The following is a 26,084-nucleotide window of genomic DNA, read 5'->3' as shown; positions in this document are numbered from 1 at the left end:
CAAAAGGGACAATATGAAGCAGAGTGTTTTTATTTTTATTTAATAGATTGAAAGTGTTTAATTACTTTATTATAGTCTGGTTTACCTTGGGTTTTAAAGGCTTTTTCTTCAAGGGGGAATGAAGTTAATTCTCTAAACGCATCTTCTTTTAATAACGGTAAATCTTTGTTTTGAGTTGTTATTTCTGCTTTTTCAAAAAAATCAACATAATAGGTTACAGGGCATTTTAACACTTTAAGTAGTAGTTTCGTTTTTAAGTTTTTATTGTAATATAATTTTCTGGCAAATAGATAGTCATCATAATTTAATTTTCCAGAATATAATGCTTCTGTAAAATATTTTTCAAATTTTTGCTGAGCTTCACGGTCATTCATTTCTATCAAAATTTTATTCCTGTAACTGGTCGGGGCAATATCATCCCAGTTTTCTTTTACAAAATTCCTTACTTCCTCCCATTGTGTAGGGTATAGAAAATCCACAATTTTCTTTTTCTCAAAATTCATATTACTATTCATAATATACTCTTGTTCAATCTTCAATCGATTTGCAACAGCAGATGCAAAAACTGTTTTAAAAATAGTGGGCGTACTTTCTATACTGTCTGTTAATTTTTTTAATCTCTTTGAACTACATTCATCACAAACATACCATTTTAAATAATTTCTTGTAAACTGCAATGAATCAAAATTCTTTTTAGATATATCTTTTCTAAATTTGTCTTCAAACTCCTTTATTCGCTGCCTTTTGTAGGCTTTTATATCCAAAAGACCGAGCAGTGATTTTTTTAATTCTACATCATTGCGGATAGAATCGTAAGAGGGAAAATCCCGTCTATTGACATAATCACCGATGGCAGAATAAGTACCCTTTTTTAACTTATCGTATGCCTCAAAAATATTGTTGTATTTTGCTATGGTATCTTTCATTTGGCGGATGGTATATTTCTTTATTTGAGCTGTTGAAATAATGGGGAAAATTACCAATATTAGGAATGAAATTCTAGTTTTTTTTCTCATTGTGTTTCTCTTTATTTTTATGATTTTTTATTGCTTTTTTCATTTGATATTCAAACCAAGACTTTCGTTTAATATTATAATCCATAAAGTTATTTTGTGTTTGAGATTGCGGAATCTTAATTGGAGTACCTTCTTTCCATGTATGCTCTAAGCCAAGCCAATGCCCCATTTCATGAGCAGTGGCATCATCTGCAGGATCTTTATATTTGAATAAAACTCCACCTTCATTACCTGTATAGTGAAAACCACCTAATTCGCCTCCATCTGGTAAAGTTACACTCCTATTGATAATAAAGAAATAGTCTTCTCCATCAATAATAGTATTTTCTTTTTGATATTCTTGTTTTAGTAGAGTTAATAATTCTGCACCTTCCTTACTCGTGTTTTTATAATTAGTAAGTAATGAATCTAGTTGTTTTCCTAATTTTTCATTTTTACTTAAATCCATTTTATAAGTAGGTTTGTCAATAAAATTAAAGAATAACTGATTCATAGATTTAGTTTTTAAAAAATTAAAAATCTGATTATCAGATACATTTCTATAATTATCTTTCCCCCATTTCACATATATTAATTGTAATTTTTTTTCTTCAACTGGATAACAATATAACTTAACTTTGCCGATAACTTTATTTTTAAACTTTGCATTTATATACATAGGAGGGTCATTATCATTCATAGTCGATAATGGTTTTACTTCTAAAAATGAATTATTTATATTAGTTTTATCAATCACAGCATTTGTTATTTCGACTCCCTCTCTTCTGTTTTCCATTTCTAATTCTATTTTAAAATTGCTATTATTTTTCACTTCATCCGGAAGTCCTTTTATCTTCATTTTTAGTTTCGCAATCTTATCTTTTCCTACAGCAACTACCGGTATATGATAATCTTTGATGCTAGATAGTAGTTCATAATTTTTCCTTACATTACTATTTTTTATAAATTCATCATCAAACAAAAAAGATTGGTCGTAGTCGTTAGGTAAACTAAATGACAAGACTGGTATCTTATAAAAATTGATTTTTAAATTTGCTATCTTTTTTCCTTCTTTTTTTATTTCTAATTTGTAGGTTTTATTTGATAAATCTTTATTTTGGATTACCACATTTACCAAATTTTTGCCTTTTGCTATTTCTTTTTTATCAAAAATCCAAACCAAGTCACCTTTTAAGCTTATTGTGTCAGATTCAGCTGTTTTAACAGAAATATTTAAGTCTTCCCCATCAAGCATCGCATTTATCATAGCACCGTTTTGATATTTATCTTCCTCATAAATAAATTTTATATTTTTATTTATTCCGCCGCTACTACCAAAAATATTTTTTATATTTTCTAAATCATTACTTCTATCGTTACCTGACTTACAGGTAACTTTCCCCTCTTCGTCGACAGCCCAAACATTGCCTTTGGCATCGGTAAGGGTATAATCTTTGCCGCCTGGCAACACATCTTGGCTGTCTTCTCCTGAACCTCTGTCGCTTTCATTACCTGCACCTGCATCGCCTATGATGATGATTCTTTTGGTTTTTTCATCATATTTTATTCCTTTGATGGTGTAGTTTAACGTAATGTCTTTTACTCCTTCATCTCCAAAGAGTTCTCCTATGCCTTCTGATACAAATGATATGGCACTTTCATTCGCATCATACGTAGTCTCCACCACACCGCTTATCAGTTGTTTATCGGTATTTAGTTTAATATTATTAAAGACTACTTTTATTTTGGCATCTCCTAAATAGGGCACTTGTATATAGCCTTCTCCGCTGTAAATGCCATTGCTACCCTGTGCTGATAGTACTGTTACTGGAAAATCTCCTGCCATAAAGACTTCATTGGTTCCTAATGCGGTTTGCAATGGGGCTTTATTGGTAAGATCTATAGATGGCATTACACCACACTGGTATTTACTACTTTCTTTTTCTTCGCTATCTGTTGTAAAATATTGTATCGCACTATACGCATATGCATTGCCAGAAGTCTCTCCCCTCTAGCGGTGAAGGGTTAAAATTCTGTAGATTTCCGCAAACTGTTCCTATTCTGTATTCATATTCAGTCTGATTTTCTAAGCCTGTGAGTATATATTTGGTCTGGTAACTTTCTTCGGTTTGCCAATCCGTATTGCTGTCTCTCTTTCGGTATTGTATACTGTATAATCCCGAGGGCTGTCCGGGCATTGTCCAACTAAGCTCCACGCGTCCTCTACCTGCATTTTTTGCCATTAAAAATGTAGGCACCTTACAATCTTCTACATAATCAAAATAAAATATCTCGGAGAGCCCATTGTTTTTATACACTCCATTATCTTCGGTAGGATTTGCGCCAACTACTGGATTACCGCTTACTGCTTGCACCTGCCAAGCATAGCGTTTCCCCTGGAATTAAACGCGTTTTCTCGGGACTATAATATAAACTTGTTGCATAAGTTTTTTCTTTCCATAATATAGGAGAGGATAAAAATCCAGCTACAGGACTGCGTCCTGCATCCCATAGTTCTTTTAAAATGAATATATAATGGGTATTGGGGGCGACTTGCCTTGGCATCCATTGAAATACGATTCCTTTGCTGCCTACGATATCGCCCTCAACTTGTACTTTTTCTGCATTCTGAGGGAGATTGAGTAGAGGAGGCTCATATTGTGTTAAATAGGCCTGTGCACAAGTCTTTGCGGAAAGATTGTGCTTGGTATAATAATCGTATGCCTGAAAGCAAAATTGATAAATTCCTTCTGGTAAAGTTTGTGCATATTGTGAAGCATTTAAGCCTGCTAAATTCTGCAACTCAAACAGAGATCTTAAATCAACATTGGTCAGCGTTATATTACTGCCTGGATACAGCGTAAAAGGAGACATCCCAGATACAAAACTTTGGCTAGTGGCTATAGGAACTGCGCCTAACGAACTTTCTAAGCTAAACTTTATGCCCGTGGGGTGTTGTGCCTCCTGCAAGTCTGTCATCATGACTTGTAAGCGCAACTTTGTCTGCGTACTTGTAGCATATTCACTCAGCTTTAAACTATAGGGTGGCAACAAGACTGGTACCATCTTTACAGGGTATTGTTGAGCCTTCAGTACCAATGGCTGAAAGGCTAACAAAAAACTAAAAATAATTGGAATAATTTTTTTAGGTATTCTAGCGTAGTTTCCCACTTGTTTTATATAATGATATAGTTTCTGCATTATAGGCTGTATTAAATTAATATATTTCTCCAATTTTTCACCTTATTTGTAATTATAGTAAAAAATCTGTTCAGTTCCTTTCTGATTTCCAGGTAATATGTAGCTTGCTTTTACCCCGTATTTTGTTTTTGGGATTATTCCATAATTCGATTCCAATAAAGCATTAATTCCTTCCGGTCTTTGAATTGAAGGTATCTCAATATATTTAGAGGCTGCTTTTGACACAATTTCATACCAGTCTGATTTATAATACTCAAAAAGATTATAAGCATAAGGAAATGTCTCTTTCAGCAAATAAAAGCCTTTGTCTGATTCTAAATAATGTAGATACGAAGTATAGATTGAGAAACCTTTAATCGGTGGAATTCCCGCAATATCTGAACTATTACTCTCCCGATTTAATGTAAGCCCTTCTAGTGGATAAGAATCATAAATGAGCGTTTTAAATTTATTGGCAAAGGCGTCGTTCATTAAAGCTGAAAGCTCTATCAAAGGTTTGTTGCCAGTATATTTTGTTCCTACGAGTTCTGCAATATCAAAATACTCCTCTGCATTCATATTATTCTGTAAACTCACTACGTCTGAGCTAATATGTTTCCAAAGAGGTGTAAAGTTTAACTTGGCTAATTTTTCTTTGAAAGTATTATATCTACTAGTCCTGAAGTTATAAGATAATCTTTCTATTCTTCCATCTTTAGAAATATTTTGTGCTGCTTTTGTGGTTATTTCTGTGCTAATGGAAGTCCCCTCTTTATCTAGGGTATTTTCTTTAGTTAGCTTTTTTATTTCGTTTTTATTTTCAGTTTGTTGGCTGTTATTTGCTATGATTGCAAAAGAAATATTTTGTTTTTTAGATAATTTAGGAACGGCAAAGCTTACCATATTATCTGACGTATTGTAATCAAAATCACTATTTAGAATCGTTTCTTTGTTTTTAAATTCGATAGAAGTCTTCCAAACAGGATCATCAAATAAATAATCTTGCCCTCTTTTTAGTTTTATATATCCTCTGTTAGTCTCTCCTGTGTAGTAATTTTCTTGTTCTACAACTGGATAAGCATACTCAATATTGCTCAGAGGGATTGTATTGGGGGCTGTCCCCGTAGTGAATTCTCTCTCTTCTATTTCAATAGCTTTTTTCCCGTTCACCATGACCACGTTATACATCCCTGATTTTTTCTCCACAAAACTTACTTGTGCTATAGCTTTTAATTTTTTATTAGGAGGAAGTACTTCTTCTGACACGAAGTTGGCTATGTCTTTAGCGTTTGGATATTCTATTTTTCCTCTTATTTCCTTTCCTTGTTCATCTACGATGGTCATTTTATCCAATATAATCTTGTAGGTATGATCTCCATCATCTTCTGGTATAATGATAGGCTCATCAACTTTGAAAGCAAAAGTCGCTTGAGGAATGGCAAAAACATCCACATCGGTAGCATTTTTTGAAGGGGTAAGGTCGGTAATTATTTTCATTCCATCTAAAACAGTGGCATTTTCTAACTTACATTCTTCTCCAAATTCTAACTTAAATCTAAAGTTTCCTTTTACTAATCCTCCCAAAAGGTTATAATGTCCTCCTAGATAACCTCTCGCCCAAAAAGGATTTGGCCCCCTTGCTTGTAAAAGGGTTGCTGCCCCAGCTTTAATAATAGGGATTTTTTTCTTCACAAACCATAGTTTTATTTTTATCCCTAATTCTCCTTGTAAATAAGCGTAAGCCTGCCCATTAGCATACCATCCATGTATCCCTATTTGGTGCCCACCTCTGTTCGTACATTTTGCCTCTTGACCATAATTCTTAAGCATGATATCTGTCCCTAAACCTGCTTGAAAACGAGCATAAAGGAACAATGCGGTCATATCCCCTGTATCAAACTTAAAATGAGAACCGAAAGCAAAACCTTTTCCTTCTCCAAGTTGATTCAGGTTTTTCATATAATCTATATCGTTTAATTGTAAACCTAAAATTTGAGCTACTTCTGCTGGTGGTGGCGGACTCCCTGGTATATGATTTCCTACCATGAAGTAACTACCTGATCGCACAAAAAATTTATCAAAGCCTACTTTGAGACCAATCATGTCATTAGGTGTTCCTATATGCAAATACCAATCATTTGGAGCAACATGTAAGACTGCATTGCCCGCTCTTCCGTTTTGTCCTATTCCAGCGATTACACCATTGGCTACATTTATATAGACATCTAAGTTGGCGTGAAATACACTATTATTGAAGTCGTAGTTCATGGCCAGCTTTGCATAAATATTTCCTTTAATATCTTCTGTTAGTGGGTATTGCTCATCAACATCTTGAATGTCTAAAAAGGTTTTTATATGATTCTCATTTTTTATATTATCTATAAACCTACTATTATTTATCCAGCTCCTAAATTTATTTTGCACGGTAGGTAATGGACCTCCAGAAGGAATAAGAGAAGATAAATCACTCATAATCGTTGCCTCTCCTATGAACCCTATATTAGCAAGCCCTCCATTGGCATTTGTAGTGATGTTAAATCCAGCCATAAAAGAAGCTACATCCTTATCCTTAACGGCTCCGTATACGCCTGCTCTTAATGCAACGCCCACAGATTCATCGGGAGTCATTACCAACGCCCTATCACTATACAACAAACTCATCTCCTTATCTGGAACCATCCTATAAAATGCCCCACCTGTAAATCCAGTTATCTTAACGGTAGCTCCCGTGGGAATATTCAGGTTATCTACACTTCCCTCAAATCCCCAATATCTAAAAGTACTATACCCAAAAATGGCATTAACTCCAACTTCTGCATCCTGTAACGACTTTATTTTAGCATTTAAAAAGGCTTTAAAGCCTTTTCCGTACAAGGGATCTTTGGACATAAACTCCAAGGTTCCCGATACAGTAGCGACCCCAATATCTACATTTCTTAAAGCAAATTTTGAAAGACTTAAACCGTCATACTCCCATCTTTGACGATTGTCCTCAGTAATGATAGCTCCGTTAATTTGCAAACCTCCTGAAGCTGAAAAACGCTTTTCTTGTAATCCTACACTAACTTCAAAACCTAAGTTTGCATAGTTTTTATCGGCCTCTATATATATTTTTTTTATGCTTGCCGGAAATCCTGCTAATTTTTGCTCTCCCTCTACACCAAAATATTTAGCCGTGATAAAAGGCATTTCTGTTTGCAGTGTTAGACTTTCGAACTTAATCCCTTTAAATCCTACATCATATTTATCTGTGGAATCCGGACTTTTTTCTGAAGCTTCCGCATTAGCTTGAATACTCATCGTTCCGTTTAGTATCGCTTTAGGGTAGAACCTTCGATTTCTAACCTGCATCTCAATAGAAGAGCCAGGAGCTATAATTGCTTTTGCTTTCCATATATCAAACTCTAATTGATTTATGGTGCTAACAGATATTAAATACTCGTCTTCTGTTATCACTCCTTCATACCCTAAATAATTGGACGAATCATCAGAGTTGGGACGAAGTTTTTGAACGGGTAATTGTATTTTTCCTTTTAAATCTGCCCCTACAATTCTAGAGGCTGCTAAATCTACTCCTATCTTATCTACTGAATAACGCCAAGCGTTTTCTCTACTTGTGATACCTTTCTCTAAAGAAATTACATTATTGGCAGAGAAACTGCCGGAAACTCCATAAGAATCTACTATTAAATTCTGAGCTTGAAAAGAAACTCGCCTATCTATATGTTCTTCATCTTTAAATTCTTGTGGAAGTCCTACATATAAAGATTTTATAAACAATCCCCTCCATGATGATTTACCTGCAATTAAATAGCCATTCCTCTCATAATATTCAGGAAATACAACATTGGGATCTGTACGTAAATCACTTAAATCTAAAACTGCATTATTGACTAAAAATGAAAAAAAACCTCTATCTTGTTTCTTTATTTGTGAGGTTATTGCAAAAGGGGTTAAGCTTACATTCACAAGTAGATCATTCCAATCACTTGCTTTTATCAAAAAATCACCACGAACACGTTGAGTTTTTCCATTTGAACCTATTTCTGGTAAAATATTCCCATTGTCATCTAATGGAACCAATATATTTCTAGAAATTTGTAAATTCCCTTTAAGAGACAATTCTTTTATCCCATAACAATCTATTGTTACATAACTATTACTATTCTCACTCTCTCCATTGGTTTTGTTAAGCCTGCCTCCCTCTATAGTAAGTAGCCATTTTTTCTGATTAAATGGAATATATACATCCCCCAAAAGCGATAACTTAGTATCTCCAATTATTCTGCCCTCATAAGATAGTTTGACATTTTCCGCTCCAAAATAAAGTACATTTTTCCCTCCTTCTAGCCCTCTTTGTGGCGTAATTACTCGTGCGTATATGTTTATTAAAGCATATTCTGGCGTAAATTTTGCCTTTGTCACAACCAACCCATACTCTGTATTTGATTTCCTCTCTCTAATTCCAATTGGAAACTCAGTTAATTCATTGGGATTGATTTTACTAATATACCTGCCTTCTTTGTCTATTTCCTCAAAAGCCCCCATGGCTTTCCCTTTTTCTTTCTCTAAACTTGGATCTTTTGAATAGGTTAAAATGTTATCAAATAAATCAGATTTTTCTTTAAATGATTCTATATTATTCCTTTCAGGAAATGAACTAATTGAATCTCTTATAATACTTCCTCCAAATAAATTTGAAACGAAAAATTGGATTAATAATACCGAGAGTAGAATTTTTTGCATAATTAGCACCTGTTTGTTGTGATTTTTTTATAAAAATCTCTAGAGTGCTAATGTAATCTTATTTTTCAGGAAAACAATTTTTTTAACATTTAATTTCCATGTATTCATAGTCTTATAGATAATCGTTTTATGTATCCTTCTCAATCAAATGTTGTAAATTAGGATCATTAGCAATTCTCTCCATTTCACTTTCTACAAGGGTTACAATATCGGCTTTGATTTGCTTGTAATTCGCTTCTACCTGCTGTTTCATTTCTTCATCACTGAATGATAAAATATCAGGTATTTTCTTATAAGCCTTTGTTTCTTTGGCTACCTTTTCATTATCTACTACAATTTGGGCGTGGAATATCTTTTGGTCAATACGCTGGTCGAAGTTATCCGATACCGAACCAACAAACATCCCTTGCGTAAGGTTGGATATTTTACTGGGCGGGATTAAACTATCCATTTGTGTACTAATCGAGGTGGATTTATCACTACGGTTAATCGTCATACTTTGGCGTTTTTGCAGAACTTTACCGAAACGCTCAGACAAGGTTTTCGCGGTTTCGCCGACGACTTGTCCGCTAAAAATATTACCTACTGTATTTTGGATTACCTTACTTTCTTTATCCCCATAATCGCGAGTAAGCTGCGAGAAGTCTTGGAAACCTAAACAAACGGCTACTTTGTTACTCCTTGCGGTGGCAATTAGGTTATCTAGTCCACGAAAATAAATCGTAGGCAGCTCATCAATGATTACAGACGATTTTAACTGCCCCTTTTTGTTGATAAGTTTTACAATCCTGGAATTGTATAAACCTAAGGCTGCTGAATAGATATTTTGTCTATCAGGATTATTCCCTACGCACAAAATTTTAGGCTCTTTCGGGTTGTTAATGTCTAATGAAAAATCATCGCCCGTCATTACCCAATACAATTGTGGTGAAATCATTCTTGATAAAGGGATTTTTGCACTCGCTATCTGTCCTTGTAACTGGTCTTGGGCTCCGCCTTGCCAAGCGTCCATAAAAGGTGATAAATAGTTTTCCAATTCGGTGTAGGAAGTTAAAATCGTAAAGATGTCTGCATAGGGTTTATTAAGTAATTCAATGGCGTGTGGAAAGGTGCAATACTTACCATTTTCATAGATTTTCAAAAACCAAATGATAGCCGCTAATAAAATGATAGGCGATTCAACAAAGAAATCCCCCTGTTTCTGTATCCAAGTTCGGTTAAGGTTGAGCATAATCGTATAAGCACTCTCATACGCATCGGATATATCCGTCATAAATTGAGGATTGATGGGATTACAGCGGTGGCTCTTACGAGGGTCATCGAAGTTTATGACATAAAATTGGGGCTTAACTTCGTATTTATCTAAATGTTTTAATAAATGGTTATAGGCAATCGTAGAAAGGTCATCAAATTTAAAATCGTAGATATACATTGAAAAGCCTTTTTCGATTTGTTGCTTGATATAATTGTTTACAATGGCATAGGACTTACCCGAACCAGGTGTTCCCAAAACAATCGTTGCACGAAAAGGGTTAATGACATTGATCCAGCCCTCGTTCCATTGTTGGTTGTAATAAAATTTTGTGGGTAGATTTACCGAAAACTCATTTTCCATGAGTTGTGTTTCTTGCATAAAGGATTCGTTCTCGATATTGAAAACATCTTCCATAAGGTTGCTTTTCAATAATCGGCTCATCCAAGCTCCAGCCATAAGTAGCGATATAAATCCAGCGGAAGTAGTCAATATATAGAGTATGGCTCGAACGCTAAAAGACAGAGGCAAATTCAAAATCCAAAAATTACCAAAGAATAGCAAAATACCACACGCCAAAGCGATATGAATTTGTCGCCAAGTGATTTTTTCATCTTTTACGCCTTTGGTACCCAAGCAACTTAATGCTAATAATATAACCGAAAATATTTTCGTATACAGTTGATGATTAAACAAGCCTGGATGTTTTTGAAAGTTCTGCAATACCTTATTGACAATACTTAATGTCCAGCCTTGCCGTTCAAAAAAGCCATAACAATACCAATAGAGGTGCATTAGCACCACAATAACACTTACGGCACGCATCATCTGCATTATTTTTGCCAAGCCTCTTAAATCGTCTTCGTTTTGCATTTTTATATAGATTTTAAAGATTAAAAAATGATTGATTGAAAAATTATTTTTTTCGTTGTTTAACTTTCTTTTTCTTACGCCTCATTCGATTGATAAAGGCTTCTTCTTCGTAATCAACTCCTTGCTCTTCGGGTAAAAGACTAAACAACGCCCTAATCGTTGGGTAATCGTACTCATACTCGTAATAGGTGGTTTCTTGATAATCGTTATCATTTAAAATTACCTCTGTATCTGCGCCATTCGGATTGAATTGTTGTGAATGGTTTTCGGGTGTGGTCTGCTGCTGTTCTTGTTGGGTAAAATGTTTATGAAAGAAATTAGCGGAAAGGTCTTTCCCCAATCGTGAACCATTCCAAACGCAACGGGAATTATGGTCGATAAAAGTTACTCCATATAATTTGCCTTGGTCGTTCTCACGAAAAACCACCGATATTTTATGCGGTATTAAAGCCTTTCTAAATTCTGCCTTGCTTTGGGTTGTTTTTAAAACGTTTTTAATATGCTGTTTAAGCGATGATTTATCCTGCTTTTTTAAGTGAGGCTTGTGCTTTTCCATTTGCTTTTCTAATGATGGAAGTCCCGCCTTTTTACCAAATAATGAGGATTTAAAGGGATTGCTCGCCTTTTCTCCGTTTTCATCCAAAGCAAAATACACCAATCCTCTCCGATGTTCTCCGTGTAATTCGCCTTCCACTTTTTCGGTGCCAATATTCAACAGCTGGAGCAAGGCGGTATATTCTCCCAGACTTTGAAATTGATAATACTGAGGGATATAACGAACAATAGAAGCCAACTGACTTTTGAGGTCTGCCTTGCGATAATCCACAGGTTGAAATAAGACTTTGTCTTCTCCTTCCTTTTTATCTAAGGCGGATTGCAACCCAAACTTTTCTTCTAATGCACGACACACTCGCATTGATTTTCGTTTCTCAAAAGCATCATTGATTTTTTTGCCCTGTTCATCTACGCAAACAGAAACAATATGAATATGCGTTCTTTCAATATCTGTATGTTTAAATACCACAAAAGGCTGATTGCCATATCCCATTTCTTGCATATATTCGGCAGCAATTTCTTTGAAATCTTGATCTGAAACTTCATCTTTTGGGTCAGGATTGATAGAAATGTGTAGGATTGGTTTTTCAGTTTTTTGATTGGCTACTAAATATGGTTCAAACGAACGAGCCAAAACAGAAGTATCCCATTGACCATCCAAAGGATGTATCATATGATGTGTGTGTAGAATATTGCCATTATCATCTTCCACTTTTTCATAATTGTACAAAAGCACTCCCAAAAGATTACTCCCTCTTCCAATTTTTGCCACCATATCACTCAGCTTTTTAAGTGTTTTTGTTCAAAGTTTTGCGTAATCTGTTTGATTTCTTCACTTAAAGCCACTAACTTTTTGGTCTGTTCTTCGAGTTTAAAAAGGTATGCCCCTGCCTTTTTTTCTGAAAAATGGCGGTAAAGTATCTTGACAATCTGGTTATAATTGACGCCTATTTTCCTAAATTGAGCGTTTAATTCGGTGAGTTTGGTATAAAAATCAATGGCAGTTTTATCAATTTTTACCGTTTTAATTTCTCTACTGAACAAAACCGAAGTGATAAAATGTGATTTTACCTTCAAGCCTGATTGCTCAAATAAGGCTAAAAACTTTGCGTTTTCTTCCTCATTCAATCGAAATACATAGCGATGACTGCGGGGATTTAATTTCTCCGGACGACCGCCTTGTGGTAGTTGCTTATTATCTTTTTCCATTTTATATCCATTTTAATATTAAAAAATCCGACTTCGGAGGAATTTTAGCCTCCTGCAGGGACAAGTTGGTTTTGAGTGCCGAAATAGGTTTTCGGTGCCTCAAAACACAACTTGCTCTGTTCGGGTGAACAGAAAACACTCACTATCGTTCGTGTTGTGAATAGCCTTTATTTTTGGTAAAAAGACCCTGTCTTTTTTAAAGGCTACCTATTATTCTGTTTCCATAGCAAAACAACGGATAAACAATGGGCTAACAATGATTTTTTAAGTGCCATAAAACGCCATAGAATGCCAATAAATACCGCCTATTTCAACCATATTCCTATTTGATGTTCCTTTGTGCGTACAAATGTATGTGCATACCTACATAGCTACCTACTTACGCAGGTAAGTATATGCGTAAATAAGTACATAAGTGAGTATGTATATCTATAAATCGGTATGTATTCAACTATGTAGATATGAATGTATAGATGTAGGTAAATGTATAAGTACTTATGTATTCAATTACATAAGTACGAATGTACCTAAATACAGATGTATATGAGTAAGTAAATATGTATGTGTATAGATAGATATGTCTGCATATAAGTATATAGATAAGTAAGAACATAAATTAAATATCCATTAAAAATGAGTATGAAAAAAGAACCCAAATTTGTCAGCTTTGCCACTCAAAAGGGCGGTGTAGGAAAAACTACTTTTACGATTTTAGTCGCCAGCTTGCTCCATTATCGAATGGGCTATAATGTAGTAGTATTCGATTGTGATTACCCACAGCATAGTATCAGCAATTTAAGAGAGCAAGATTTAAAAATCGTGATGCAGAATGAACATTTTAAACAGAAAGCTCACGAGCAATTCAGTACGATTAACAAAAAAGCCTATCCGATTATCACTTGCCAATCCAATGAGGCGATTCAAAAGGCAGATGAGTTTATCAACGAAACGCCTTATGATATTGATGTAGTGCTATTTGATATGCCGGGAACGGTTAATACCGCAGGAATCCTGACCGTTTTGTCCCATATCAATCATATTTTTGCGCCCATCACTGCCGATAGGGTGGTGATTGAAAGTACCCTTAGTTTTACAGAAGTACTTTCCAATATCATTGCTAAAAATATGGAGAGTGCTATACAAACCGTGCATTTGTTTTGGAACCAAGTCGATGGACGAGAAAAATCGCCATTGTATAAAATCTACGAAAATGTTATTGCAGAATTGAATTTGTCTATGATGCAGAGTTTTATCTCGGACAGCAAACGCTTCCGAAAAGATGGAAGTGGTAATCAGAAGTATGTATTTCGTTCCACCTTAATGCCTGCGGACGAACGACTCATGAGTGGTTGCCACTTGGATGATTTTATTAAGGAATTTGTAAAAATAATAGAAGTATGAGCAAGAAAAGAAATCCTATCAACGAAAGCGAGTTAATGGAGCTAATGGCAGGAAAAAGAGAGGAGATATCAGTTGTAAAAGATTCGGCTAAAACATCAGAGCCAATTAAAGATGAGATTGTTTCAGATAACGAAACTCAGAACATAGAACCTGCAAATATGCTCAAGCCTGAACAAAAGGCATCAACATCTACAAGGCTTAAGAAAACAGATGTAGAAACCTATGAAAGTTTGTTTTTTAGGTCTGGAGAAACTTCAGCAAGAAATGGAAAATCAGTGTATATCCGCCCCGAGTTTCATCGCAGGATTGTTCAAATAGTACAGGTAATTGGAGAGGACAAAATATCTATTTACAATTATCTCGATAACCTGTTAGAAGAACATTTTAATCGCTATGAAAAAGAAATTAAAAAAGCATTTAAAGACAAGTATAAACCAATATTTTAAGTTATGGAAAAGATTATTATTATCCTGTTGTTTATCATCATATTCTTTCTATTATGGGAAAGAAATTTTTTAAGACCCAAAAATAAAACTTCCAATCCCAAAAGTGGGAGTCCCCCAAAACCTAAAAAGGGAGAGTCTTATACAGTGATAGGTAAGAGTAAATTTGTTGCTCCCAAAGTTGATGAGCCAGCGAAAGAAACTACAGAGCCATCATCTTCAAACGAGGAATCTGTAAAGGTACAGCCGGAACCTAAAAAAACTTCTATTCCTGCACAAATTCCTGAAGAGGAACTGGAAGCGATATTTAGCAAAGAACTCAATGAAGACGAGGAAGAGGACCTCCGAGCGATGCGTACCCCCGAAGAAGACGATGATTTTGCTACGGGACTATCTTTTGAGGAATTAGCACAGGTAGAGCCTTTGTTCACAAAGAAAGAATTGGATAAAGAGGAAGAACAACAGGCTACCTCAATAGCCAAAAAACTCAGTGATACCGAATTACTAAACGAAATTGAAAAAGTATTACCACAAGCCAAAAAACGAGTTTCTGAACTATTAGATAGGGACTTAAAAAGTCCTCCTACAAAAGGTAAAGAGGACTTTGATATTGAGGATTTTGTGTGAGAGAAATATTAAAAGTAGATTTTTTTGAAAGTAGAGTATATAAATTAATCAAAAAAAATAAGTAGGAAAGAAGTATTTTCGTAAATTTGTCAAATATTTTAAACTGAGTAAATATTTTAAAATGATTAAAAACAGTTGTAATTTTCATCAATTGATAGCAAATCTTGGATTTGCTATGAGTGATGATTGTCTGTTTTTGGTAGAGGACATCAACTGTAACAAATCTCAAGTTAAATTTCATCTAGAAAAAGCTAATGAATTAGAAGCTTCGGCAGTTTATTTTAGAAAACAACTTAATGGAAGTTATAAACCTCAAGTATATTTATTTGATTTTACAGATCGTAATTTCGATCAATCAATGGAGGATGACTTGGCTAAAATTCAAACAAATATTTGGAGTAGTGGTGAAGTTCCATTAGCCTGCTTCTTTTACAATACAGAAATAAAGATTATTGATTGTACAAAACATATAACAGAAGATTATAAGCCAAAGTATTTAATAGAAAAACTTAAACTAACAGGTAGAGTTCATAAGTTATATAACGAACAATTTGCTATAAAAATAAAAAGTGGAATTTTTTGGGAGGAAGAAGAACTAAAAAATAAGTTTAAATTCCAAAATTCTGCTTATGATAAGTTGATTGACAATATTCGTTATGTGTCAAAAAAACTAACAACTGAGTTTACTACTATTTCAACTGAAATAGTTAATAAAATAATAGTTCAATCTATCCTAATAAAATATTTAGAGGAAACAATTGATGATAATGGTAATAAACTCTTATCGAAAAAGTATTTCCAGAAATATAATAAAGCATCATCCTTTAATGATGTTTTAAGGCAAGAAGGTAAATTTGTTGAACTTCTTTCGGATTTAAATCATAATTTCAACGGAAATGTTTTTAAATGGGAAAAAGAAGAGCAAAATCAACTAAAAAAAGTAGACTTATCTTTAATAGCAGATTTATTAAATACTGACAAAACAGACTTAGATTCAAAACAACTTGAATTAGGTTTTCCAAATTGGAGATATTTTGAATTTAAACAAATTCCTGTGGAATTAATTAGTCGCTTATATGAAGAGTTTTTAGCAGAGAATAAACAAGACAAAGGATTATATTATACTCCCTTGCATTTAGCAAAATTATTGATTGATGAATGCATTCCATTAAAAAAATATAAGGACTTTAATTTAAAGGAATACACAATTTTAGATCCTGCTTGCGGTTCGGGAATTTTTTTGGTAGTGGCTTTTAAGAGATTAGTGCAGATATGGCGACTCCAAAACAATATGAAGACTCCAAATATTAATGTTTTAAAGTCAATATTGAGAAATATTTACGGCGTTGATAAAGAAGAGCAAGCGGTACGGCTAGCATCGTTCAGTTTAAGTTTGGCTTTATGTAATGAATTAAATCCTTTAACGATTTTAAATGAATTGAAATTTGATGATTTAACGAAAACGAATTTAATTCATTCCGATTTTTTTGAATGTAGAGTCATTGAAGATAAAAAGTTCAATTTAGTAATTGGCAATCCTCCTTATGTTAGGGGAGGTACAAAAGATTTTAAAAAAAACACTACCAAATTTATTCAAAAAGAGATAGAAATTCCAAACAATCAAATCGCTTTGAAGTTTTTAGGTGATTCATACTCTTTCTTAAAGAAGGGGGGATTGCAATGTCTATTGGTAAAGTCTTCAGGAATACTATATAATACTGGATCAAGATTTTACCTAGAAACATTGCTTACAGAAACAAATGTTGTCCAAATATTAGATTTTACGGCTCTTGCAAGAAATAGATCATTATGGGACAACAAGAAAGTTTCTTTCTCTGTTGATGGGAAAAAGAAAGAAACTCCTCTAGAAGTGGAGACTGCTGCTGTTTTTATCAAAGAAGGAAAACCTAATTTTTCAAGAAACATATTACATTTAACCTTCAGAAGAACAAAAGCTACTAAAGAGCGAATAATTTTTGAAATAGATGACTATGACTTACATTTTGTAAATCGTCAAACTGCAATAAGTAATAAATTTATTTGGAAAAATAATCTATTAGGAGGAGGAAGAATAAAACAAATAATTGAAAAATTGTCTAACACAAAAAAAATAGAAGAATTTTTTAAAAATTATGGGATTTATGGGGAAGGAGCTGGAGGTGCTAAATCTTTACATAATGATGCTTTTTTAGGAGATAAAATAGAATCATCTTTTATAACACAACAGTATATATCATCTTTCGAAGGACTAAAAGAAAAAGAAGTTTACAAATATCCTAACTTTTTAATTAAAGAAAATATTGAATTACCTTTTTCATATAATGATAAACAAATAAAATTTTCAAATGAAATTGTTGGTTTTTATTCATCTGAAGAACAAAGGTTAAGACAATTAACATCTTATTTTGAAAACAATATTGATGTTTTGAAATTCTACAATATATGTACAAGTGGAAAATTACTTGTTTATAAAAATACAGCTTGTAAACAAGAAGATATATTAAATCTTCCTTTTGATTTTAATATAAATCTTTTATTATCCGAAATGGATAACAAAATCATTAGTGAAGTTAATAATATAATGCAAATGTTTCTTAGAAATGGAGAAAATTCAAAAGCCTTACAACCAATAAAACAGCATAATCTACTATCAATTATCTCAAATTATGGGGCTGAATTTTCACGAGCCTTAAATGCCATCTATCAAAACAAAAACCGCAAATTTAGATTATCTGATGTTGTTCAGTTAAAAAATTCATTAATAGCAACTGTTTTTAAGTACGATAATGAAAATATAGACCCAAAATTTGGCAACGATTTGTCCGAATTAGATATTCAAGGGCTTACAACTAATGATATTTCAGCTCATCTATCGGTAAATAGGATAATAAAATTATACCCTCAAAAAGATACCATTGTTTTTGTGAAACCAAATCAATATAGGTATTGGCTTTCATTAACGGCTTACCGAGATGCAGATAAATGTTTTTCAGATTTTTCAAATGCAGGTTTCTAGATGATAGCAGAAGAATACTCAAATATAAGTTCTCCTCTTTTTTTGACTGGTCAAAAAGATAGAACTATTGATTTTATTAATCAATGTCTTAAAAAATCTTGTAAGGCTTTTAAAAAGGCATTAAGCCAATCAAATTTAGCTCTACCTCTAAATGAAAACAAATATACACAAATATATGTAGAACAAGTAGAGGTTTTTATAAAATCACATCCTAATATTGGAGTAAAAAACCAATATTCAGATACATTCTTTGGAACGAAAGGTATTCCTGATTTTTATTTTCATAAAGTAGAGGAAGGGGTTCATAATAAGCCAATAATTGTATGGGAAGTAAAAATATTATCAAATTCTTTTGGGAAGAAACGAGAAAAAGAGTATGTAATTGGTGATAACAATAATGGAGGAATTGAACGTTTTAAAAATGAAAAACATGGAAAAGGATTGCCTGAATGTGGTTTACTTGGGTTTGTGCAGGATAAAGACTTTAATTATTGGCATAATACAATAAATAGTTGGATTATAGATTTATCAAAAACTAATGATATTTGGAAAGAAGATGAAATATTAAGTATGATAGAGCATAATAATGAATTCTGTACCTTTAGATCATTTGCACACAGGAGTAGTGATAAAGTTCACTTAATTCATTTATGGATTTTGTTATAAAGTAAATCTTTAATCTTTTTCCCATATCTCTTACTATCATAAATGTAATGAAGTTTTTGGTTCTCTGGCCTTTTTCTTACATAAAGTTCCCCCCCCTTATAAACCAGCCATTCCCCGCCAGCAAATTCCAAAACAAGCCAAAAGTATAATCGTTAAGAGTGTGCCTATACATTTGTGTTATAAATTTTAAAAAGCACAAAAAAATGGCAAAACAAACGTTCTTAAAAACAAGCTTAATGATTGCTTTGTTTTTAACTTCTTTTAGCCTTTTTGCCCAGCAGGGCAATGGCGTAGGTGGTATCAACGAAGCCACCAAAATGGTAACCTCTTATTTCGACCCCGCTACCAAACTTATCTATGCGATTGGTGCAGTGGTTGGACTAATCGGTGGCGTGAAAGTCTACAACAAATTCTCTAACGGAGATCCTGATACAAGTAAAACCGCCGCTTCGTGGTTTGGGGCTTGTATCTTTTTGATTGTAGCCGCTACCATTCTAAGGTCTTTCTTTTTATAAACGATAGTCCTATGGAAAGAAAGAAAAAGAATTTTGCCATCAATAAAGGCATCGGCAGAACGGTAGAGTTCAAAGGACTCAAAGCTCAATATCTGTTTATTTTCGCAGGTGGTTTATTGGGTGTCCTGCTACTTACGATGATACTCTATATCGTGGGCGTAAGTCCTTACATTACCATTGGTCTCGGTGTCCTATTGGCGGGGTTAGTCATCTGGCAGACTTTTTCGCTGAACCGAAAATATGGCGAACACGGCTTAATGAAAATAGCCGCCAATAGAAGACATCCTAAATTCCTTATCCACCGAAAGGCTGTCCATCGATTTATCCAACCTACTAATTCCCATACCCATGAGAAATAAATCCAAAACAGCAACATTGGAGAGTAAATTTCCTTTGTTAGCCATTGAAGAGGCTTGTGTGCTATCCAAAGAAGCCGATATTAGTATCGGCTTTGAGATAGCCCTCCCAGAATTATTTACAATTTCTTCTAATGATTACGACAATCTACACTCAATATGGCATAAAGCCATCAAAGTATTACCTGATTATTGCATTGTCCATAAACAAGACTGGTTTACCAAAGAAAACTACGAACCTAATATTCAAAAAGAAAATCTAAGTTTTTTGACGCGTTCATACGAAAGACATTTTAATGAACGCCCTTTTCTAAATCATCGTTGCTATCTATTCATAACACAAACCACAGAAAAGAGAATGCAAACCCAAAGTAACTTTTCCTCTCTTTGCAAAGGGCATTTTCTTCCAAAACAAGTAACTCAAAAGGAACATTTCACTCGCTTTTTAGAAGCCGTTGCACAATTTGAACGCATCTTGAATGATAGTGGATTTCTAAAACTCACTCGATTGACCGAAAAAGACTACATCGGCGATAAAAACTCCAAAGGCTTATGGGAACGCTATTTTAGTTTAACCCCAGACACCCATCAAAGTTTACAAGACATTTGTCTATCGGCAGAAGAGATGCGTATCGGTAATCAACGCCTATGTTTACACACCTTATCCGATACAGAAGATTTACCCGCCAAAGTATCCCCTGATAGTCGCTACGAAGGCTTATCAACTGATAGAAGCGACTGCCGGCTGTCTTTTGCCAGTCCAGTCGGTTTGTTATTGAGTTGCAACCATATTTATAATCAATACCTTTTTATTGATAATTCAGAAAAGAATTTACAACGATTTGAGAAATCCGCTCGGAACATGCACTCCTTAGCTCGGTATAGCCGTGCCAATCAAATCAATAAGCAATGGATTGATAATTATCTCAATCAAGCCCATTCTTTTGGTTTAACCTCTATTCGAGCGCATTTTAATGTCATGGCGTGGTCGGATAATCCACAGGAACTCCGCAAGATCAAAAATGATTGCGGTAGTGCTTTAGCTGCTATGGAATGTAAACCCCATCATAATACGGTTGATGTTGCCACTTTGTATTGGGCGGGTATTCCTGGAAATGCTGCGGATTTTCCGAGTGAGGAAAGTTTTTATACTTTTATTGAACCCGCACTGTGTTTCTTTACACAAGAAACGAATTACCATAGTTCGCCTAGTCCATTTGGCATCAAAATGTCGGATAGACTTACGGGTAAACCTATCCATTTGGACATCTCGGATTTTCCGATGAAAAAAGGAATTATTACCAACCGAAACAAATTTGTTCTCGGTCCTTCAGGAAGTGGTAAGTCCTTTTTTACCAATCATATGGTACGCCAGTATTACGAGCAAGGCACACACGTATTGATGGTAGATACAGGAAATTCTTACCAAGGTATTTGTGAACTGATTAACGCTAAAACCAAAGGTACAGACGGCGTGTATTTTACATATACCGAAGACAATCCGATTGCTTTTAATCCTTTTTATACGGACGATAATGTATTCGATATAGAAAAAAGGGAAAGTATCAAAACCCTCATTATGACCCTTTGGAAACGCGAAGACGAACCCGCAAGGCGTTCAGAAGAAGTAGCACTATCTAATGCGGTTAATCTCTATATCCAATACATCAAAGATGCCCCAGAGCATCAACCTTGCTTCAATGGTTTTTATGAGTTTGTAAAAAAAGATTATCGACTAGTCTTAGAAAAAAAGAATGTCCGAGAAAAGGATTTTGACTTGATGAACTTTTTGAATGTTTTAGAACCGTATTACAAAGGTGGCGAGTACGACTATCTTTTAAATTCGGACAAAGAAATGGATTTGCTCAATAAACGATTTATCGTTTTTGAAATTGATGCCATTAAAGACCACCCGATATTGTTTCCTGTCGTTACCATTATCATTATGGAAGTCTTTATCAATAAAATGCGAAGACTCCAAGGCATTCGCAAAATGATATTGATTGAAGAGTCTTGGAAAGCCATTGCCAAAGAGGGAATGGCAGAGTATATTAAGTATCTGTTTAAAACCGTTCGTAAATACTTTGGTGAAGCCGTAATTGTAACGCAAGAAGTGGACGATATTATTCACTCTCCGATTGTCAAAGAAAGTATCATCAATAACTCGGATTGTAAGATACTACTCGACCAAAGAAAGTATATGAACAAGTTTGAGGATATTCAAAGAATGCTCGGACTTACGGAAAAAGAAAAATCTCAAATTCTTTCGATTAATCAAAATAACGCCCCCAACCGATTGTATAAAGAAGTGTGGATAGGCTTAGGCGGTACGCATTCGGCGGTCTACGCCACGGAGGTAAGCCCCGAAGAATATTTAGCCTATACGACCGAAGAGTCCGAGAAATACGAACTCATGCAATTGACTAAAAAACTTGATGGCAACTTAGAGTTGGCCATTCGCCAAAAGGCACAAGAGAGACGAGAAGAACTTTATTAATGTAACCCCTAAATTTTAAATAAATGAAACGATTTATTATTAGCACATTAGCCGTTTTAGGAATCGGCACCAGTGTATCGGTAAATGCCCAATGGGTGGTAAGCGACCCTGGGAACTTAGCTCAAAGTATTGTGAACACAGCTCAAGAAATCGTACAGACTTCTTCAACCGCTACCAATACCCTTAAAAACTTCAAGGAAGTAGAAAAAGTGTACAAGCAAGGAAAGAAATACTACGATGCCTTAAAGCAAGTAAAAGCCATTGTGAAAGACGCACGAAAGGTTAGAGAAACCGTCTTAATGGTCGGCGATATTTCCGAAATCTATGTAACCAACTTTAAAAAGATGACCCAAGACCCCAATTTTAGTCCTGATGAATTAGAAGCCATTGCTTTTGGGTATTCTCAATTATTGGAAGAGAGTTCAGGCTTACTAAATGATTTAAAGAAAATCATCAATGCCACTTCGCTTTCTATGAATGATAAAGAGCGAATGGATATTATTGACCAAGTCTATAAAGAAGTCAAGGAATATCATAGCCTTATTCGTTATTACACGAAAAAAAACATATCGGTAAGTTATCTAAGAGCAAAAAAGAAAAATGAAACCAAACGCGTATTGGATTTATACGGAACAGAATCTAGGTATTGGTAATTCATTCTTATTTATTCACTACATAATTCTATACACATGCTATTAACCATTGATTTTACCAACCTACACGAGATGCTTCGCAATCTCTATGATGAGATGATGCCATTGGCTTCTCAGATGAGTTCCGTGGCTCGTGGGATTGCTGGACTAGGTGCTTTATTTTATATCGCTATGCGTGTCTGGCAATCCTTAGCACGAGCGGAACCTATTGATGTTTATCCGATGCTTCGCCCTTTTGCCATTGGACTAGCCATTATGTTTTTCCCGACCATTGTATTGGGAACTCTCAATACAGTTTTAAGCCCTATCGTAACGGGAACCCATAGCATATTGGAAGGGCAAACTTTAAACCTAAACGAGCTACAAGAGCAAAAAGATAAGCTGGAGCAAGAAGCCATGCGCCGAAATCCTGAAACCTCTTACCTAGTCGATGACGAAGAGTTTGATAAAAAGTTAGAAGAATTAGGCTGGTCGCCCAAGGATTTAGCTACTACGGGAGCCATGTATGCTGAAAGAAGTATGTATAAATTAGGCCAGCAAATAAAAAATATGTTCCGAGAATTATTAGAAATTCTTTTTCAAGCCGCTGCTTTAGTGATTGATACGATACGCACCTTTTTTCTGGTCGTCCTTTCTATCCTCGGACCGATCGCCTTTGCTTTTTCCGTTTGGGATGGGTTTCAATCCACCATGAGCCAATGGTTTACAAGATATATCAGTGTTTATTTATGGTTACCTATATCAGACTTATTCAGTGCCTTGCTTGCTAAAATGCAAACCTTAATACTTGCTAATGATATTGAGCAATTATCCGACCCCAATTTTATTCCTGACACTTCGAATACTGTTTATATCATTTTTATGATTATCGGTATCGTAGGATATTTCACCATTCCATCAGTAGCTGGTTGGGTGGTTCAAGCGGGAGGTATGGGCAACTTGGGGAGAAATATCAACCAAACGGCGCAAAAAGCTGGAAACATTGCCTCCGCAGGGGCTGGAGCCGCCGCAGGATATGTCGCAGGAAAACTCTTTAACAGAGGAGGAGGCGATGATCACGATAAAAATACAGAGGGGAATTTAGAAACCTAATGACTTTATCTCTTTCAAAATTATAAACTCAAACAGTAGTAAATTATGGAATTTAAAATTTTAAGAAACATTGAAACAGGATTTAAACAAATCCGAATGTATGCGATTATTTTTGCCGGTATGTGTTTAATCATCACGCTTTTCTCCATTGGTTACGCCTATTATTTTATGGAACAACAACGGAAGAAAATCTATGTTCTGGATAACGGGAAATCTCTCATTTTAGCCCTTTCACAAGATGCTAAGCAAAACCGCCCCGTAGAAGCCCGTGAGCATATTAGAAGATTTCACGAGTTCTTTTTCAATATCGCACCCGATAAAGCCGCTATTGAAAGCAATATGAAAAGAGCCTTTTTCTTAGCCGACAAAACCGCTTTCAACTATTACAATGATTTAGCCGAAAAAGGCTATTACAACCGTATTATCTCCGGGAATATCCGACAAAGAATACAAGTGGACAGTATTGTCTGTGATTTTGACCATTACCCTTATCAGGTACAGACTTATGCCAAGCAATACATCACTCGAGCCAGTAATATAACCGAGAGAAAATTAGTAACCGCTTGTCAATTGGTTAATTCTGTTCGTTCGGATAATAATCCCCAAGGCTTTATCATGGAGCAATTTCGAGTTATAAAAAAAGAAGATGTGCAAACCGTCGAACGCTAATTTAATCACCATTAAAAATAAAATCGTATGGAAGAGAATAAAACCAATCAAGAAGAGCCAGAGAAATTCAGTGTGCTACTTACAGATGAAGAGCAACAGGCACAAGAAGAACAGGAAGAAGCGCAAAGAGAAGAAAACCGAAAACAGCTCAAAAAATGGTTCATTTTTGCTTTGATGGGCTTGGCTTTCTTAGGCTGTATGTATCTATTGTTCTTTATGGGGAACGAATCTGAGGATAAGTTAAAGGGGGAGCAAGACCTTATCCCCGAACCTACGGAAATTTCACTTCCCGAAGATAAGGGGGAAGCCTACGAGCAAGACCTTTTAGAGCAAAAGCGTGAAGAAAAGCAAATGGCAATGCAGTCTTTAGGAGATTTTTCGCAAAGTGTACCTCCAGAAGATGATCCCATAAATGCGTCTATGACCTCTTACCAAAAAGTTCATAGAAACTTAGATGATTTTTACAGGGAGGATTCTGATGAGGAAAAAAAACAAATGCAAGAAGAAATCGACCAGCTTAAAAAACAACTGACAGCTCCCAAGCCCCAAGACCCTTTGGAAACTCAAATGAAACTTATGGAGCGTTCCTATCAACTGGCGAACAAATACAGTTTACAACAAGATAAACCAGAAATTTCTGATGAAACCTCTGAAACAAAAGCCAACGACAATGCCTATATAGGGAGTGATAAAGAAGCTCATATTACACCCGTATATAGCGTTTCTAATAAGGTCGTCAGCCAACTTCCAAGAGCCTTATCCGATGAGAAATTATTAGAAAATTGGGTACAACAGAACCAAAGAGGTTTTCATTCTATGGAAAGCCAAAAGGAAGAAAAGCCAATGCTAAAAAATAGTATTAAAGCGTGCATTCACACCGAACAATACATTGATAAAAATAATCGTATTCCTTTACGGCTTTTAGAGCCTATCCGCGTGGCTGGAATGGTTCTGCCCAAAGGTACGCTTTTGACCGCAATGGCAAAGATGGGCGAAGGAAGACTGTTGTTAGACATTCGTTCATTGGAGTATCAAGGGCGTATCGTTCCCGTATCGGTAACTGCCTACGACTTAGATGGACAAAGGGGACTTTATATCCCTTATACACCTGGTGCCAATGCTTTTCGTGAAGTCGCTGCTGGACTCAGTCAATCTTCTGGAACCAATTATACTTTTAGCTCTTCTGCCAAAGACCAAATTGTATCTGAAGTCGGAAAGGGGGTATTACAAGGCACAAGTTCGTACCTATCCAAAAAGATCGCTCAGCCTAAAATCAAAGTAAAGGCAGGGTATCAAGTTTTATTAGTTTCAAAACCTTAATTCATTCATTCAAAAAATT

Annotated in this window: 20 protein-coding genes; 12 read left to right on the top strand and 8 right to left on the bottom strand. The window is 35.0% G+C overall.

Annotated elements, in window-relative coordinates:
• Positions 1-35 precede the first annotated feature (35 nt).
• The 8 genes from NYR17_RS04165 to mobA form a co-directional block, all read right to left on the bottom strand.
• Positions 36-1,016 (bottom strand): hypothetical protein, encoded by a 981-nt coding sequence (locus NYR17_RS04165; RefSeq protein ID WP_302506640.1) that lies wholly within the window; start codon positions 1,014-1,016, stop codon positions 36-38.
• Positions 1,000-2,907, bottom strand: coding sequence for a hypothetical protein (locus NYR17_RS04160; protein ID WP_302506639.1), 1,908 nt, complete (start codon positions 2,905-2,907; stop codon positions 1,000-1,002). Before NYR17_RS04160 ends, NYR17_RS04165 begins: the two co-directional genes overlap by 17 nt.
• Positions 2,908-2,971: 64 nt before the next feature.
• Entirely contained in the window at positions 2,972-3,370 is a 399-nt protein-coding gene (locus NYR17_RS04155) for a fibronectin type III domain-containing protein (RefSeq protein ID WP_302506637.1), read from the bottom strand.
• Positions 3,351-4,196 carry a hypothetical protein gene (locus NYR17_RS04150; RefSeq protein WP_302506635.1) on the bottom strand — a complete coding sequence of 282 codons (846 nt, stop codon included), beginning with the start codon at positions 4,194-4,196 and terminating at the stop codon, positions 3,351-3,353. The genes NYR17_RS04155 and NYR17_RS04150 overlap by 20 nt, the downstream gene beginning before the upstream one ends.
• A 42-nt stretch (positions 4,197-4,238) precedes the next feature.
• Complete coding sequence (locus tag NYR17_RS04145; RefSeq protein WP_302506634.1) at positions 4,239-8,921, bottom strand: hypothetical protein; 4,683 nt, start codon at positions 8,919-8,921, stop codon at positions 4,239-4,241.
• A 127-nt stretch (positions 8,922-9,048) separates the two neighbouring features.
• The gene (gene mobC, locus NYR17_RS04140; RefSeq protein ID WP_302506632.1) at positions 9,049-11,046 is read right to left on the bottom strand and encodes a conjugal transfer protein MobC; all 1,998 of its coding nucleotides are present in this window, start codon (positions 11,044-11,046) and stop codon (positions 9,049-9,051) included.
• Between the two features lie 43 nt (positions 11,047-11,089).
• Positions 11,090-12,376 (bottom strand): conjugal transfer protein MobB, encoded by a 1,287-nt coding sequence (mobB, locus tag NYR17_RS04135; protein WP_302506630.1) that lies wholly within the window; start codon positions 12,374-12,376, stop codon positions 11,090-11,092.
• 5 nt (positions 12,377-12,381) lie between these two features.
• Entirely contained in the window at positions 12,382-12,810 is a 429-nt protein-coding gene (gene mobA / locus NYR17_RS04130) for a conjugal transfer protein MobA (protein ID WP_302506629.1), read from the bottom strand.
• A 639-nt stretch (positions 12,811-13,449) separates the two neighbouring features.
• Here mobA and NYR17_RS04125 point away from each other — a divergent pair.
• From NYR17_RS04125 to traM, 12 genes are all read left to right on the top strand, one after another.
• Positions 13,450-14,211 (top strand): ParA family protein, encoded by a 762-nt coding sequence (locus NYR17_RS04125; RefSeq protein WP_302506628.1) that lies wholly within the window; start codon positions 13,450-13,452, stop codon positions 14,209-14,211.
• Positions 14,208-14,657 (top strand): DUF3408 domain-containing protein, encoded by a 450-nt coding sequence (locus NYR17_RS04120; protein ID WP_302506627.1) that lies wholly within the window; start codon positions 14,208-14,210, stop codon positions 14,655-14,657. The genes NYR17_RS04125 and NYR17_RS04120 overlap by 4 nt, the downstream gene beginning before the upstream one ends.
• Before the next feature lie 3 nt (positions 14,658-14,660).
• Complete coding sequence (locus NYR17_RS04115) at positions 14,661-15,281, top strand: hypothetical protein (protein ID WP_302506625.1); 621 nt, start codon at positions 14,661-14,663, stop codon at positions 15,279-15,281.
• A gap of 121 nt (positions 15,282-15,402) precedes the next feature.
• The gene (locus tag NYR17_RS04110; RefSeq protein ID WP_302506624.1) at positions 15,403-18,297 is read left to right on the top strand and encodes an HsdM family class I SAM-dependent methyltransferase; all 2,895 of its coding nucleotides are present in this window, start codon (positions 15,403-15,405) and stop codon (positions 18,295-18,297) included.
• Complete coding sequence (locus NYR17_RS04105; RefSeq protein WP_302506623.1) at positions 18,298-18,963, top strand: hypothetical protein; 666 nt, start codon at positions 18,298-18,300, stop codon at positions 18,961-18,963. It abuts the gene before it with no gap.
• Between the two features lie 203 nt (positions 18,964-19,166).
• The gene (locus tag NYR17_RS04100; RefSeq protein WP_014791693.1) at positions 19,167-19,478 is read left to right on the top strand and encodes a DUF4134 domain-containing protein; all 312 of its coding nucleotides are present in this window, start codon (positions 19,167-19,169) and stop codon (positions 19,476-19,478) included.
• Between the two features lie 11 nt (positions 19,479-19,489).
• On the top strand, positions 19,490-19,837 hold the full coding sequence (locus NYR17_RS04095) for a DUF4133 domain-containing protein (RefSeq protein WP_302506622.1): 348 nt from the start codon (positions 19,490-19,492) through the stop codon (positions 19,835-19,837).
• A complete protein-coding gene (locus NYR17_RS04090) occupies positions 19,827-22,331 on the top strand; it encodes a TraG family conjugative transposon ATPase (protein WP_302506621.1) in 2,505 nt (834 codons plus the stop codon). Before NYR17_RS04095 ends, NYR17_RS04090 begins: the two co-directional genes overlap by 11 nt.
• Positions 22,332-22,354: 23 nt before the next feature.
• Positions 22,355-22,984 carry a DUF4141 domain-containing protein gene (locus tag NYR17_RS04085; protein WP_302506620.1) on the top strand — a complete coding sequence of 210 codons (630 nt, stop codon included), beginning with the start codon at positions 22,355-22,357 and terminating at the stop codon, positions 22,982-22,984.
• 48 nt (positions 22,985-23,032) lie between these two features.
• Positions 23,033-24,076, top strand: a complete 1,044-nt coding sequence (gene traJ / locus NYR17_RS04080) for a conjugative transposon protein TraJ (protein ID WP_302506987.1) — start codon at positions 23,033-23,035, stop codon at positions 24,074-24,076.
• Between the two features lie 45 nt (positions 24,077-24,121).
• Positions 24,122-24,745: a conjugative transposon protein TraK gene (traK, locus tag NYR17_RS04075; protein WP_302506619.1), complete on the top strand. Its 624-nt coding sequence runs from the start codon at positions 24,122-24,124 to the stop codon at positions 24,743-24,745.
• Between the two features lie 27 nt (positions 24,746-24,772).
• Entirely contained in the window at positions 24,773-26,065 is a 1,293-nt protein-coding gene (gene traM, locus NYR17_RS04070) for a conjugative transposon protein TraM (RefSeq protein WP_302506618.1), read from the top strand.
• The last annotated feature ends 19 nt before the right edge of the window (positions 26,066-26,084 follow it).

Source organism: Riemerella columbina, assembly GCF_030517065.1.
Taxonomy (GTDB): domain Bacteria; phylum Bacteroidota; class Bacteroidia; order Flavobacteriales; family Weeksellaceae; genus Riemerella; species Riemerella columbina_A.
The sequence above is the reverse complement of the archived record's forward strand: the minus strand, read 5'-3'. Positions and strand labels throughout refer to the sequence as shown.

Bases quoted from the DNA above. Each gene is read 5' to 3' on its own strand.
- NYR17_RS04165 (WP_302506640.1), bottom strand. From the start codon at position 1,016: ATGAGAAAAAAAACTAGAATTTCATTCCTAATATTGGTAATTTTCCCC.
- NYR17_RS04160 (WP_302506639.1), bottom strand. From the start codon at position 2,907: ATGCCATCTATAGATCTTACCAATAAAGCCCCATTGCAAACCGCATTA.
- NYR17_RS04150 (WP_302506635.1), bottom strand. From the start codon at position 4,196: ATGCAGAAACTATATCATTATATAAAACAAGTGGGAAACTACGCTAGA.
- NYR17_RS04145 (WP_302506634.1), bottom strand. From the start codon at position 8,921: ATGCAAAAAATTCTACTCTCGGTATTATTAATCCAATTTTTCGTTTCA.
- mobC (WP_302506632.1), bottom strand. From the start codon at position 11,046: ATGCAAAACGAAGACGATTTAAGAGGCTTGGCAAAAATAATGCAGATG.
- mobB (WP_302506630.1), bottom strand. From the start codon at position 12,376: ATGGTGGCAAAAATTGGAAGAGGGAGTAATCTTTTGGGAGTGCTTTTG.
- mobA (WP_302506629.1), bottom strand. From the start codon at position 12,810: ATGGAAAAAGATAATAAGCAACTACCACAAGGCGGTCGTCCGGAGAAA.
- NYR17_RS04125 (WP_302506628.1), top strand. From the start codon at position 13,450: ATGAAAAAAGAACCCAAATTTGTCAGCTTTGCCACTCAAAAGGGCGGT.
- NYR17_RS04120 (WP_302506627.1), top strand. From the start codon at position 14,208: ATGAGCAAGAAAAGAAATCCTATCAACGAAAGCGAGTTAATGGAGCTA.
- NYR17_RS04115 (WP_302506625.1), top strand. From the start codon at position 14,661: ATGGAAAAGATTATTATTATCCTGTTGTTTATCATCATATTCTTTCTA.
- NYR17_RS04110 (WP_302506624.1), top strand. From the start codon at position 15,403: ATGATTAAAAACAGTTGTAATTTTCATCAATTGATAGCAAATCTTGGA.
- NYR17_RS04105 (WP_302506623.1), top strand. From the start codon at position 18,298: ATGATAGCAGAAGAATACTCAAATATAAGTTCTCCTCTTTTTTTGACT.
- NYR17_RS04100 (WP_014791693.1), top strand. From the start codon at position 19,167: ATGGCAAAACAAACGTTCTTAAAAACAAGCTTAATGATTGCTTTGTTT.
- NYR17_RS04095 (WP_302506622.1), top strand. From the start codon at position 19,490: ATGGAAAGAAAGAAAAAGAATTTTGCCATCAATAAAGGCATCGGCAGA.
- NYR17_RS04090 (WP_302506621.1), top strand. From the start codon at position 19,827: ATGAGAAATAAATCCAAAACAGCAACATTGGAGAGTAAATTTCCTTTG.
- NYR17_RS04085 (WP_302506620.1), top strand. From the start codon at position 22,355: ATGAAACGATTTATTATTAGCACATTAGCCGTTTTAGGAATCGGCACC.
- traK (WP_302506619.1), top strand. From the start codon at position 24,122: ATGGAATTTAAAATTTTAAGAAACATTGAAACAGGATTTAAACAAATC.
- traM (WP_302506618.1), top strand. From the start codon at position 24,773: ATGGAAGAGAATAAAACCAATCAAGAAGAGCCAGAGAAATTCAGTGTG.